At 61.0% G+C, this 12,836-nt stretch carries 11 protein-coding genes; 1 reads left to right on the top strand and 10 read right to left on the bottom strand.

Features of this window, described 5'->3' with window-relative positions; translation table 11 throughout:
* Positions 1-240: 240 nt before the first annotated feature.
* Positions 241-1,041, bottom strand: a complete 801-nt coding sequence (locus ON753_RS09525) for an NAD(P)-binding domain-containing protein (RefSeq protein ID WP_265962291.1) — start codon at positions 1,039-1,041, stop codon at positions 241-243.
* Between the two features lie 258 nt (positions 1,042-1,299).
* Here ON753_RS09525 and ON753_RS09520 point away from each other — a divergent pair, with 258 nt between their 5' ends.
* The gene (locus ON753_RS09520; protein WP_265962290.1) at positions 1,300-2,043 is read left to right on the top strand and encodes a hypothetical protein; all 744 of its coding nucleotides are present in this window, start codon (positions 1,300-1,302) and stop codon (positions 2,041-2,043) included.
* Between the two features lie 392 nt (positions 2,044-2,435).
* On the opposite strand, the gene ON753_RS09515 is transcribed toward ON753_RS09520, so the two are convergent.
* The 9 genes from ON753_RS09515 to ON753_RS09475 form a co-directional block, all read right to left on the bottom strand.
* Positions 2,436-2,741: a phage tail assembly protein gene (locus tag ON753_RS09515; RefSeq protein ID WP_265962289.1), complete on the bottom strand. Its 306-nt coding sequence runs from the start codon at positions 2,739-2,741 to the stop codon at positions 2,436-2,438.
* Positions 2,742-2,808: 67 nt separating this feature from the next.
* Positions 2,809-3,321, bottom strand: coding sequence for a phage major tail tube protein (locus tag ON753_RS09510; protein ID WP_265962288.1), 513 nt, complete (start codon positions 3,319-3,321; stop codon positions 2,809-2,811).
* Positions 3,322-3,378: 57 nt separating this feature from the next.
* Complete coding sequence (locus tag ON753_RS09505; protein WP_265962287.1) at positions 3,379-4,614, bottom strand: phage tail sheath protein; 1,236 nt, start codon at positions 4,612-4,614, stop codon at positions 3,379-3,381.
* 355 nt (positions 4,615-4,969) lie between these two features.
* The gene (locus ON753_RS09500; RefSeq protein ID WP_265962286.1) at positions 4,970-5,179 is read right to left on the bottom strand and encodes a hypothetical protein; all 210 of its coding nucleotides are present in this window, start codon (positions 5,177-5,179) and stop codon (positions 4,970-4,972) included.
* Between the two features lie 150 nt (positions 5,180-5,329).
* The gene (locus ON753_RS09495) at positions 5,330-5,764 is read right to left on the bottom strand and encodes a hypothetical protein (RefSeq protein WP_265962285.1); all 435 of its coding nucleotides are present in this window, start codon (positions 5,762-5,764) and stop codon (positions 5,330-5,332) included.
* Entirely contained in the window at positions 5,764-7,584 is a 1,821-nt protein-coding gene (locus ON753_RS09490; RefSeq protein ID WP_265962284.1) for a hypothetical protein, read from the bottom strand. The genes ON753_RS09495 and ON753_RS09490 overlap by 1 nt, the downstream gene beginning before the upstream one ends.
* 11 nt (positions 7,585-7,595) lie before the next feature.
* Entirely contained in the window at positions 7,596-10,880 is a 3,285-nt protein-coding gene (locus ON753_RS09485) for a DUF4815 domain-containing protein (RefSeq protein ID WP_265962283.1), read from the bottom strand.
* Positions 10,881-11,984: a phage tail protein gene (locus ON753_RS09480; RefSeq protein ID WP_265962282.1), complete on the bottom strand. Its 1,104-nt coding sequence runs from the start codon at positions 11,982-11,984 to the stop codon at positions 10,881-10,883.
* Positions 11,981-12,832 (bottom strand): baseplate J/gp47 family protein, encoded by an 852-nt coding sequence (locus tag ON753_RS09475; RefSeq protein WP_265962281.1) that lies wholly within the window; start codon positions 12,830-12,832, stop codon positions 11,981-11,983. Before ON753_RS09475 ends, ON753_RS09480 begins: the two co-directional genes overlap by 4 nt.
* Between the last annotated feature and the right edge of the window lie 4 nt (positions 12,833-12,836).

Genomic DNA, 12,836 nt, shown 5'->3' with positions numbered 1-12,836 from the left:
TACCTCTCGTACCCGGCAGCAACAAAGGCTGCCAGGCGAACTAGTGGTGAAAATTTGATGCTTGAGACCGGAGGCGAATGACTCGAACGGGCGGAGAGCTGCCTTTCGCTGCGGTCGGAACGAATGACGGAAAGGGGCCGTTTGTGTCGACCAAGCACTAGCCAGGGTATGGACTGGTGCCTCGCGCCGCCGCAAGGCGGGTTTGAGCCCGGAGCGACCAAGTCCCCGCGTGCAACGCGGCTACTCCAGTTCGTTCAGTCCGCGCGCAAGTGCATCGCCCATGCCGCTTGATTCCATATGCAACCTCAGACGTTGGTTGTACCCACCGGGTGTGTTCAGAGCCTCGATAAGCGTGACGCTTTCGGTCTCTGACAGGTTCGAGGCAACAAGTGCCCGCAGAAAAGCTTCGCCCTGCATCTTGTCCGAAACACGTTCTCCCAACCAGTCGGCTGCGTCGCTCACCATCCGTGCGACGGGCGAAAGCACGGCTTGCGCACACAAGTAGGCGGCCATCTCGTTTCCGTTCGTCAGGGGGAAGATGCTGTTTCGCGCGCCGAAAAGCTCATTTACCAGTACTGCGTCGCCCTGCATCATGATAGGCGTCCCTCCGCTGGAAATTCCGGGAAACGGCATCATGATCGCGACCGCACGCGCAGGGCGCACCATGGCGTCCGCCTGTTCCAGCGTGGCACCTGCCATGAAAGTGATGATCCTTTGACCTTCACGAAACTTCAGCGCTCCCAAAACCTCCGGAGCAACCTCGGCCATCAGCCCCAGGAAAATCACGTCACTTGCATCTGCGACGCCCTGATTGTCCGCAATGGTGACATTCTCGTAGGTCTTGGCGAGTGCACTGGCGTGACTGGCACTGCGTTCGGAAACCGTGATCTGATGCTCGTCCTCCGCGATGCCCCGGATCACGGCGCTCGCGATCGTCCCACATCCAATCACCCCAATCCGCATGTCGCTGCTCCGCCGTTGACGAGACCAACATACACAATCAACGGCGGCTTTGTCCGCACAGCCGCTGTCTTGCGGCAATCATCTTCGACTGAGCAACGAATGGCCGGTTCGGCGGGTTGCGCCGCGGCATCATTTCGGCAGGTGGATGTCGGGAAGGGCCGGAAGCGACGCCAGCGAAGTCGATCGGATACGGGCGGCCTGCGGCGGCGCCGCATGGCTGTTCCGAGTTCCATGTTGACCGATGCTGCGAAGTGCACGAACGGCTGCTTTTAAAGTTGAGCTCTGCCGCGATATAGTGAAGTCCTACGAGCGAGACAAGGCGTTGGGAAAAAGAACGTGCGCAAACCACAAGGTCGCTTGACCGACATTTTCAGCCTACCAGAAGATGAATCTGGGAGGCCACAAACTGTTCTTATGCTAGATCGGCTCACGCACGTTCCCGAAGCAGGTGACATATTGCGGGTTGCAGACCACACTTTACCCATTGTTCAAGTCGATGGTCGGCGGATACGAGCTTGCTTGACTGGTTGTAAGATGGCTGGCCGTGGCAGCATTGCCGTCTTGGTCAACAAACCTTCTGGCGACCTAAGTCCATTGGCCCAGCATCCAGATCGTCTTTGGATCACTTGGACCCCTAGAGACGAATTACCTTGGCACTTCCAAGCTAACGATTTGCCGACTTTCAAGCGCCTCAACGAAGATTGGAATGCCCATCCAAACGATGTCCGTCTCAAGATTGAACAACATGGTCAGATGCTGTTGGCCCACATGAGGCCAAACCCCTACGTCTACCGTGAATACGAAAAAGTACCCGAAATTACAGTCCGCTTCGACGGCTGCGCCAGGTATCGTGTCACACCAGTAAATGACCATGGCTGGTATGGGGGACAGTGCCGTTTCAGTGGGCTTGCACCCTCCTGGGGTGAATTCTATGAAATTTCAGGTGATACTCGAGACGATATGGACCCCACACCTTGGACCACCATGGAAGGGTCTGGGGGGCGGCATTTTCATTTTTATCTGAGGGATGAAACCCTTGAAGTCAAAGCGCAAGATTGGTCAATGAAAACCGAAAGCTGAGTTTCTAGTTCATTTTTCCAACGGCGGCAACGTCCCGCATTGCCGGCATCTGGCGGCCACCCATCTTCGCAGATGCAATGAATGGCGGCTTCGGCGGACTGCTCCGCAGCAGCGTATCAGCGAGAGAATGTCCGCTCAGGGCCGAAAACGGCATTCCGTTTCGGGTACCAGGTGTCAAATTTTCACCGCCAGTCTTTCGACTGAAATGCACGCGGAAGGTTGAACAGCAGGCCACTAACGAGATCCCTGCCCCTTGCTTGACCGGTTCTCCGCCCGCACGACCCTGGCGGCACTCTCCGAGTAGGCCAGGAAATCGTCGACCTCCCACTCCTCCGCATCCTTGACGGGCGTCCCTGTTGCTCTCGCGGTCTGGAGAATGACGTCTCGCCAGGCTACGCTTTTGCCAGCGCCTTCTTCAGATCCTCCAGCATGCCGGCGCCAGACTTTCCCATAAGGGGCGCCGCCTTCTCGACCAACGTCATGAAGTCGTCGAGATCGAGGTCTGCAATTACCTCGAACGGCACGCCTGCAAGAGCCGCATACAGCTTGAAACCTGCCCGCGCCTCGCTTTCCTCGCCTTCCGCCACGAGCGTATCGCCCGCTTTCATCCGGCGCAGCGTGAGCTTTTCGTATTTGACGCCATCATGCTCGACCGGCTCATCAAGCGGTACGTCGACGGATTTCACCTTGTTGGACATGGGTTACCTCGAAAGAAAAACCGGGCTTTGACCCGGCTGCTGGAATGATTGGTGATTGAAGGGTGGCCTACGCGCCCAGGGCGCCGCGGACGCCTTCGAAGAGATCCTCGCCGTTCCGCCGCATGATCCGCTCCCAGAAGTCGATGTAGTAGAGTTCTTCACCGTCGAGGATCAGCTCGAAATGCGTGACTTCCTTCAGCGCGTGATTGCAGCCCTGGAAGTCTTCCGGGTCGCTCTCGTCCGGTTCCCACTCGACGATCGCCCCCTCGATGATTGCGCGGGCCGAGACGTTTTTGCCCGTGCGCAAATCTTTATAGGAACCTGCAAAGACCCAACGGTCACGATGGCCGAGCCCGACGAAGATTTCCTTGTCGAGCCCCCTGATCATGAAGGCAGGCTCCAGCGGCTCAATGCGCGGCACCGTCCAGTCAACACCCATGACGCCCCCGCCAGGGCTATGTTTGGCGGTGATGAACTTGACTGGCGGGATGGTCAGCTTGGATATCGCATTTGCACGCGACGTGCCTTCCTTTTCGGCCCGGCGAACGTCAACGGCCGTCAGCATGTAAATCGTCTGCATGATCTGTTCCTGATCTGTCGTGATTTTTGGACGCGTTATGAAGAGAGCGACGCCCGATCAGGCGTCATTCGCGAGACGTGCGATGATCTCGTTCACCAGCCCCTCGACGGCCGGCCGCCAGCGGCGGATCTCGTGCTCCGCCAGCTTGAAGACCGGGGACGGCTCGATACCGATATCCAGCTTCAGATGACCCAGGCGGATATTCTCAGGGCTGTTCTGGCTGGCCTTGAACATCTGACTGCGCGGCGTATAGCCGATGATGTTGCCAGCGTTGACGTGGTCGCGAAGCGCAAAGGCGATGGAGTTGATCCAGGCCTCGACCGTGTCGGCGGAGACCCTTCGGCCGAGGAACTGGTTGGTGATTTCGATGATCTGCGTGACGATGTAATCGGTCCCGCGCACCTGGTGGATTTGTTCCCACAGCTCGCCGGTGTGCGCGTTATCCGTGCCGATGAAACGGTATCCGCCATCGGCGACCGCGCCATCGACGCCGGTCTCGCCCTCGGCAACGATCGACACATTGGCCGCCAGCAGCTGCTGGCCTTCCGTTGAGCCGTCCAGCGTCGAAAACGGGATCTTGCGGCTGATGCCGGCCAGGCCGAAAATCGGCCGATTGGCAAACGGATGGAACGGCAGCCCCCCGCCGACCTGGTTGTCGATCCGGATCATCAGGCCGGCAACGCGGGGCGACATCGGCCGGGTGACCACCTGCGCGCCGTCCCACACCCGGGCAGCAACACCGATCGGCATCAGGCGTTCGGAGGTCATGGTTTCACGGGCATCGATCGCGTTCGCGGCCGAGGTGTCGTCCACATCCACCGGGGCGACAGCCAGGATCTTGCCGAGATTGGCTTCCAACGCGGCAATGACCGGGTTCGTGGTATCGAGATCCGGGCGCCAGGCCGTCCGGCCCGCAACGACAATGCGCGGCGTTTTGTTGACCGCGGACGGAATGCCGGCAATGCCGTCGACGATGGCGGCGATCGAGGCGGCGGTCGTGGCCGCGTCAACGCCTTCGGCAACGCGAACCACTGTCACATCCGCACCGGCATTGAGATCCGACAGCTGGGCGTGGATGCCATTGACGGCATCGGCCAGGAGACCGGTCCCGAGATCCGCCATTGCAGCCGCGTCGCTGGTGGAGAACCGCACCGGCGTATCCAACGGATAGGAAGCCGCGGAAGCGTCTTCCGACGTTTCGATCAGCAGCGTCTGCGAAAAATCCGCGCCAAGCGCCGGAACGATCTCGTCGTCCGGACGCGTGAACGACATTCCGAAAATGGGTTTCGTCATTTCTCACTCCATCTGGGCAGGCATAAAAAAACCGCCTCAAGGGCGGTGCGTGTGGTTTGCCGTGTAGGGGTAATCAGAGCTGCAAAGTGCTCTGCCAAAGCGCGTCGATTTCCTCTTCCGCGAAACAGACGCGGGTACCAACATTTGGGACGATTGCGCTCATAACTTCGCTGTCTCCGGCCGGGGCTTTAAGGGCGGTTCAAACAGCGGTCGGCATCGGGGGAATGGGCAAAAAAAGGGGCTGACGGTCGTCAGCCCAGATGCACGTTGACGTGCCCCACCACCTTGCCAGATAGACCCGATACACACAACGGCAGTGCAGATAGGTCAGTTCGAATTTTGAAGCTTTGTGTGCTCAACCAGTGGCGTCAAGGCTTCCAGAATTCTCTAGAGCCGCCTTCAGGTTCTCGGCGTCTGTCACGCCGTTCTTGTATAGTCCCAGAATTCGGTACGCGACATTATCGCGTCCGTCGCCGGCAGGAATGTTGCGTTCCAGGCAATAGTCGTCCAATACCTTGGTCAGCTTCTTCAGTTCCTCGGGTTCAACAACTGCAGTCAACGGCATGAGCTCCCCTCCCACGCTAATTGATCTATTGCAAGCACCAGAGCAGTGAATTCCTATTCATATGGCAATTAAGTATAAACTCATCGGAGCGGCTTGGCGACTTGGATCTGCGAATTTTGAGGGCCGTCAGACCGACGCGCGATATCTGTTTCAAAGCTGCAGGGCACTGCGCCAGAGCGTGTCGACCTCTTCGTCCGTGAAATTGAGGGCTGGTGCGAGGCGCTCGATCAGGGGATGGAGCCGTTCAAACTTCGTCGCAAACATCCACTCAACTTCCGCTTCCTCCCGCTCGGCTTGATCCGGGATCGCTGCGATTGCCGCATCCACCTCAGACAGGGAGCGCTTGGCTCTGATGAGACCCAGACGGAACCGGCGAGCCGTCAGCGGAGGAAGCTCGTCACGTGATAGTTTCCGCTCCACGAACGCCTCCGCCTCGAAATCCCATACCGGGTTCGGGATGCTCGGTTCGCCTGGAACGAGTACCTTTCCCGCAGGCGCGGGTGCGTATACGGGATTGCCGTTGATCACCTGCGGAACGACGACAACCGGGTCCGTACCATCCGGGTTTACGTATGTTCTGATCATCAAGCACCTACCACCGCAACGATCTTGAAGTTCGAAGATGAGGGAGCCATGGTCCCCCCGCTGTTTCGTGGCGTGATCCGCATGGCCTGCGATCCGGATGCCCAGTGGACGGAAGTCTCGTCATAGGACAGGCCGATACCGTAGTTGTAGGCCGAGCCGTCATTGTTCGATCTGTCCACCGTACCGAGAAGCGCACGCTCCCCGACTGCGTAGCCTGAGGTGGCCACTGTGCACTCTGCAAAAAGCTGTACGGTCTTCGGGCGTTTCCCCAGACCGTGCGCCATGGTGTACCAAACACCCCAAGTGTAAGAGGTGGTCTCCAACTCCACATAGGTCAGCGCGGAACTCTGCAGTGCGGCAATGTCCGACGTATTCTGCGCAATGTCCGCGGTGTTTTGGGCAACGTCCTGCACAACGTCATTCGCGTTCAGGATCGCCGGGTCATCCACACCATCGGCAACTTTAATGATCCAGGTGCCGACGACCTCTTTACCGCGTGTTTCACTCTCGGAGGTGTTGACGACGCGGGAGGCATCAAAGGCAGCACCATCGGAAGCACCGTCACCACTTGAGTTCGTGTAGTGCCACTTGTTGCTATCGTCCCTGTAAAAGGCACCGAGCGCCGTGGTGTCATTCTCGATACGATAACCCACCTCACCGGTGATATTCTCGATGGCGTGTTCCTGCGTGATCCCGAGCGCGCCGCCAGCATCCACGTTGATCAGAGCGGACGGATCCCAACCGCGCATATAGCGGCCAGCAAGGTTCGGGAGACCCGCCGTCGTGCTGCCGTCACCGTTGCCATACCGGAACACTCGGCAGGTGGTCCCGTCGGCAGTTGCGGCGGCGCTCAGAGTGACTTGGCTGGGCCCATCGACTGACTGGATCGTCGCCCCCGCCGGGATGCCCGCGCCTTCAACCGGAATGCCTGGCGCGAACCCGTTGTCCGAGCCGATGCCGGTGACGACCGCAGAGCCGTTGGTGAAGACGACCGTGCGTTCCGGCGCAAGCACATCAAACAGCTGCGGGAACAGTGCCCGGCTGAACACCTGGTTCTGATCCTTGATGATCAGCCAAAGATCGCTCGGCGGCGTGTCCGAGAACCAGGGCATGACCGACCCGACCGGAGCCCCGCCACCGCTGCCGAATTTCTTCCAGGTCGCGGAGGACGGGTCGTAGAACTCGGGCGTGTCGCCGGTAACCCTGGTCTGGACTTCGACGCCGAGCGTCTGCCGAGCCGGTTCCGGAGCCTGTGTGGCATGTGCTCCAAGATCCGCCGAGTTTGCCTTCTGGCCGAGCTGCGTGGTGACCGTAGCGGCAAAATTGGGATCGTCGCCGAGAGCGGCCGCCAGTTCGTTCAGCGTGTCCAGGGTCTCGGGCGCGGCACCGAGGATGCTGACAATATTGCCCTTCAGTTCCGCAATGGCGTCCTGGACGTTGTTCGCCGTGAGCCCCGAGATCGGATCGACCGCGAAGAACGAAGCCTTGGCGGCAACCGCCTGCCATGCCCCGGTCAGGTACTGCAGCACCATGCCATGGGTGACGTCGGCGGTGTTCGTGTCGCTCAAGCCCGCCAGGGTGCCCGGCTTGCTTGCGATCTGCTGGGACAGTTGATCCAGCTCGTTCTGCAGGCCGGTGACATCGGTGATTGCGTGCCCGTGGACCGAAGCTGCCTTTGCCGCCAACTCGCCGTTGAGCGCGAAAATCAGCGTATCGATCAGGTCCATCGCCAGCTTCAGCCGGCCCATGTCGTACTGGAGGGTGTTGGCCTCGTCCGGCTTCGGGATCTGGTTATGGACCGTTACAGCATCTGTCGGCATCGGTTACCTCATCAATAGCCGTAGGCGCGCAGACGCGCGATGGACGGGCGGGCCGCAGGCGTCCCGTTCAGGGTGACTTTCACGCGGCCGCCGTTGGGTGCGGTGAAGCCGCCGAGCGTGTGTTTGGGTTCGGTCCAGCCCTGCCCAAGCGCCCGCGCGGCCTCCTGCGGCACGACCTGCCAATTGTCGTCGCCGGCATCGACCGAGAGCGTCACGTTCGCGCCGGCCGGCAGGAACCGATCAAAGAGCGCCCGGAAGCCGATCCCGCCGTCGATGGTGAAGTGTTTGGTGACATAGTCGGCCTGCTCCTGCAGCTGGCCGCCGATGATCGTGGTTCCGGGCCAGAGCACCGGGGACAAGTAGTCCGTGCCGGTAAGGACCGCCCGCAGCTTGATCGTCTCAGAAACATAATCGTCGAACTCAAGCGCCTGGCCCGGCGCCAGGCGAATGACCTCGCCGTTCGCCCGCTCCAGCTCGTAGCGGAACCGCGCCGCAGACGACTGCAGCTCGACGGTCCCACGGACAAGAAAATCCGTGATCGCTTCGACCGGGCCTTCATAAAGCTGGATCGTCTTCGTGGTCGGAGAGAACTTTGCGGCAACGATATCGACCTTCAGGTCCTTTTCGTGGTGGGCCACCCATTCGGTCCGGTTGGACCCGGAATAGAGCACGCCGTTGGTGTAGGGCTGCGATGAGACGAGCTGCTGGGTTTCCGGAACCACTTCGCCCAGGGTCGCGACCTTCAGCGCGTGGTCCGGATCGTCGGTCATGATGACGATGCAGTATTTCTCAGACGCACTCGTGAACCGTGGCATGCGCCACCGCGGTTTCAGGACGTCGCCAACCTGGACACCGGCCATGGGAACAAAGATATCCGCAAGCACCTCGTTTGTCGGATAGCCGTTGAGGGTGGTGGCCAGCTGGCAGCGCAATCCGTTGCTTGGGTCCCCAACTGCGGCAACCTCGACGTCGAAGCCCAGGTTGAAGCAGTCGAACGGCGGCACGAACGTCCAGGCGAGCGGATCGGAGTTCATTCCGCCTTCGCGGCCGCTGCCGTTGCCGGCCATGTTGTCGTTCACCCGCGTGTTGGTGACGTTCACCACGCGCGTGATGTTGTTGATGATGTTGATCACCGGCGGCGGCGCCGATCGCGTGACCAGGTGAACGCGCCGCATGACCTCAACCGTGATCTCGCCGGCACCTACAAACGAGGCCTCGGCGAAGCCGCCCGCAGAGCCTTCCGCCGTTACCGCATGCGTGCCGGCCGGCGTGCGCGCCGGGATCTGGATCGTGCCGGTGATTTGCCCGGTGCCGTCCGCGACCAGCGGACCGGCCGGCGTGACATCCCGGCCGCCGAAGAACAGGCTCTGCAGCTCCTCGTTCGGCGCAAATCCTTCCAGAACGAAATCGACGTTGAGCTGCCGCAGGAATTCGGCTGCGCGGGTGGACTGATCGACTTCCTCGGTAATTGTCGACCGGCCCGGCGACTGCCCGGGCGCGGCCGTGAACTCCCGCGTCACGTCCGACGTCCACTGCGTTTCGGTTTCCGTCCAGAAATCCACGTTCGGATTGAGCAGCAGATCGCCCGGCATCGGATTGAAGTTGGCGTAGGGGTTCACCTTCATCATGCCGGTTGCCAGCGGCTGAGAGATGATGACCTCTTCCGTATAGTCCAGCATTTCCAGGCTGCCGACGGACTGGACAAAGACCTCATAAACCGGCAGCTGCAGGATGCCCTGGTTGGCAGACGCCGTCTGGATCACACCCTCGTCGCGATAGAAGTCGTTCAAAAAATTGTCGGTGAAGATGCCGTCCGCCGAGATCGCGGCGCTGTCCGGAACCGACTGTTCCATCAGCGTCCGGTTCAGCTGATCGACCGCCTTCAGCACCAGTGCAAAATACGCCCGGATCTCTTCATAGGTCGCGACCTTGGTGCCGCTGTTGACGATCGTGGGCGTGCCGTCCCAGGTGTTGTGGATCTCGGCAACCTTTAGAAGACCCTCCGGAGCCTTCGGCGGCAGAGCGCCCTTGCGGGCGGAGATGCCCTTGATGATTTCCGGAATGCCGTTGACGTTGAAGCAAATGAGATCCTTGCGCGGGATCCTGGAATTGTAGGTCAAAAGCACGGTTTCATCTGTGACGCCGCCCGACAGCGTCACCGTCGTGGCGTCGAAGGCATCCGGGGCCACCTGCTCGAAATAGAGATACGTGACGACATAGGTGCTTCCCGAGGCCGGCTCAATGCCGGCAGGCGCCCAGGAGATCTCGTCGCCGGCAAGCGTATAGGTGGACGGATCGAATGTGGTTCCGCCCTGAGTGACGCTTTCGATGCGGACGATCGATCCCTTTTGCAGCGTGTCGAGACCGTTGGGGACCGGGCCACGGGTGACGTTTTCAGAGACCTGCTTGGTGATGACGGCCGAGACGATGGTGTCGATCGGCGGCCGCCCAACGGTCAAGACGGCCGTGCCGCTGCCGCCATCGGTAAACGTCTTGGTCTCGGCCGAGACAAGTTCCAGGTCCGGATCTTCCGCCTGATAGAGGGTAAAGGCATCGGTCCGCGTGCGCCGCCAGCCCTGAATGTTGGCCTCGCCTGCGGAAATCGAAAAGATCTGCTTGCCTTCGCCGTCACTGCCAAGCGCGGTCACGTCGCAGCCCGAGACGATGTACGGTCCGCGCGCCCGGTCATAAAGGGCGATAGTCTCCAGGACGCCTGTCAGGGCGGGCGGCTCCGTCTGATCGACCACCGTGCCGTCCCGGACCTGATAGACCTGAACGAACACCCCGTCGCCGCCCAGGTGCAGCAGATCCCATTCAAGGGTCTCGTTGACGCGGTAAGCTCCCGGCTCGCCTTCCGCATCGCTGCCTGGCTGCAGGCCGACCAGCGACGGATCTTCCTCATGGCCGACATAGGTGGTGACGCGGCGAACGCCGACAATCACGTCCCCGGCAATGGCGACATTGTCGAATGTTGCCGCAGAAACGGAAAGCACATTGCCGTCGATATAGATCTCGCCGGCCTGCAGGATGATGCTGGCGGTGGTCGGGGTGACATTCGGGTTCTCGGGATCGATATCGAGCGCGATCTTGATTTCCGCACCGGATACCCGGTTGCCATTGGCCGCGACCAGGTTGCCGATGGCCTGAGAGCGGCGACGGGCCAGCCCCTGAAGCTCATTGAACTCCGCAGCCTGGAGAAGCCGGTCCTCGGCAAAGAGCAGCGCCGTCCGCTCATGAGGCGCCTGAGGCGTGCGGTCAAAAACGGCGGGCAGGCCGGAGACGTGTTCGAATGCCATTTAAAACCTCATCAAGAACTGGACGTGCTCGCGCACCGTCTCGCCAAAGAGGATCGAGACCGGCAGCTGGGCGATTTCGGTGCCACCGACAAGGCCGGCCGGATCAAGCCAGAGCCGGCCCGGCCGGGATGCGTCGGTGACGGTGGCGCCGAAGACTACGGAAACGGATGCGGCCTCGGCGCCGAAACCGTCGCCGAAATCCGTGCGTGCGAAGACGAGCACACCGAGCGGGTTTACAAGACTTGGCGTCAGGAAATCGGTGCCGAAGGCATAGCCGTTAAGGCCCTGCTCAACGCCGTGACAGACCGCCTTGCGATAGCCGATCGTCTGATCGCCGCTGTCGGCGAACCGCAGCCATACCGGCATTTCCTGAAGGCTGGTCGCCAGAGACACGCGCCTGGCGCGCTCGGCATCGTCCGACCACTGGAAGTCCGCCGTCGTCCAGAGGAAGTCCATGTCGACCCAAAGCTGGCTGTCGATTTCCGGGATCCAGATGCCGAGCGCGGTCAGGTCCGCCTGCGTCAGCGAGTACTCATGGGAATAGGAGCGGCCGAAGGACCATTTCGGTCCCTTGCCGTTGACGCGCACGCCGCTCTCGTTGGCCCATTTGGAACCGCTCCAGCGCGTCCGGCTGCCTTCGGCGGCCGGAACATCATAGCCATGCACGCCGCGCCGGAACTTGGATCGCTCGGGAATGCTGAGATCGACAATGCCGGCGATCCGGTCGAGGTCCGCGCGCTCGTCCCGCACGCGGTCGAGATCGATCTGGAACTCCGCCCAGGCCAGTCGGCGGGCGGGCGGATCGAGCAGCGTGCCGGAATAGCCGACAACTGCGAGCCCCTGATAGACGGCCTCATGCGTCCCCCTCACTTCGCCCCAGGGCCGGCGCAGTGCAAGAATACCGCTATAGGTCGAAACGAACGGCAACAGCACATCCATCCCGAATTCATGGACCAGGTAAGGCCTCAGGTCGGAAGGCTGCAGGCTGTGCTTCCAGCCGGAGATATAGTCCAGCGCAGGATTGATTGCGGCTGCCGGATCGATCGCCTCATCGAGGGCGGTTTCGATCGGCGTTGCATTCGCCGGCAGCAATGTTTCGGTCATCGCGCCCGCCCGGCAAACTGGATCGTGACATCACCGATCTTGATTGCCTCATAAGGCACTGCTGCGACGTTATCGGGCGGCGCGTTCACCACCACGTCGGAAACGCCCGGAACCATCGCTGTCTTTGCGATCCACGAGCGGAAGAGATCGAGCCCTAACAGGTCCTCCTGATCCCGCGCCTGCCTGATGGTATCCGGCAGAGCGTCCAGAAGCGTTTCGGGTGCGTCCGGAGCAAGGGTTACCGACAGGTCGAGATCGACAACTGTCTGCACCGCCGAGACCACGTTGTATCGGTCGGAAACAACGCGCACGTTCGGCGCTTCGATTGCGGCGCGTACGGTCGCCAAAAGCTGAGCCGAAGCGGCGCCGCCAAGATCGGTCGACAGAACGGCGACGTTGACGGTCGGGTCCCTGCCCTCTGTCCAGGTCGCGATGTCCCGCACCGTGACATTGGACGCCATGGCAACGGCTTTCAGCCGCTCGTGCGTGCCGCCTGGCGAGCGGCCGATACTGGCGAGCTGAATGCGCTCGCGCAGACGCTCGTCCGTTTCGCCAGCAAGGCGCGCAACATCGTAATGAGCAGCAAGATGCTCCAGATCGCTGCCGGTCGAAAAGGCAAGGATCTGATTGCGCGCCACATGGTTGGCGCGCGCCCTCAGAAGCGTTTCGCGATAAGCAGCGGCCTGCAGAACGATCGCGACCGGATCGGTTTCGAGATCTCCCACATCGTAATCGATCCCGGCCGCGGCAAATTTCGCGACAGCATCGGCCAGCATGCTCTGGAAGACGGCCTCAAAAGACAGCTCCTCGATGACTTCCGGATCGGGAAGGCTTGCAAGATCGATCAAGATG

The organism is Roseibium salinum (genome assembly GCF_026240905.1).
Lineage (GTDB): Bacteria > Pseudomonadota > Alphaproteobacteria > Rhizobiales > Stappiaceae > Roseibium > Roseibium salinum.
Note: the sequence above shows the minus strand (reverse complement) of the source record. Positions and strands in the feature narration are given on the sequence as shown.

What these genes read in the sequence shown, in the direction of transcription:
- ON753_RS09510 (WP_265962288.1), bottom strand. Translation starts at nt 3,321, where the DNA reads ATGCAGACGATTTACATGCTGACGGCCGTTGACGTTCGCCGGGCCGAA.
- ON753_RS09490 (WP_265962284.1), bottom strand. Translation starts at nt 7,584, where the DNA reads ATGCCGACAGATGCTGTAACGGTCCATAACCAGATCCCGAAGCCGGAC.
- ON753_RS09505 (WP_265962287.1), bottom strand. Translation starts at nt 4,614, where the DNA reads ATGACGAAACCCATTTTCGGAATGTCGTTCACGCGTCCGGACGACGAG.
- ON753_RS09515 (WP_265962289.1), bottom strand. Translation starts at nt 2,741, where the DNA reads ATGTCCAACAAGGTGAAATCCGTCGACGTACCGCTTGATGAGCCGGTC.
- ON753_RS09495 (WP_265962285.1), bottom strand. Translation starts at nt 5,764, where the DNA reads ATGATCAGAACATACGTAAACCCGGATGGTACGGACCCGGTTGTCGTC.
- ON753_RS09480 (WP_265962282.1), bottom strand. Translation starts at nt 11,984, where the DNA reads ATGACCGAAACATTGCTGCCGGCGAATGCAACGCCGATCGAAACCGCC.
- ON753_RS09485 (WP_265962283.1), bottom strand. Translation starts at nt 10,880, where the DNA reads ATGGCATTCGAACACGTCTCCGGCCTGCCCGCCGTTTTTGACCGCACG.
- ON753_RS09500 (WP_265962286.1), bottom strand. Translation starts at nt 5,179, where the DNA reads ATGCCGTTGACTGCAGTTGTTGAACCCGAGGAACTGAAGAAGCTGACC.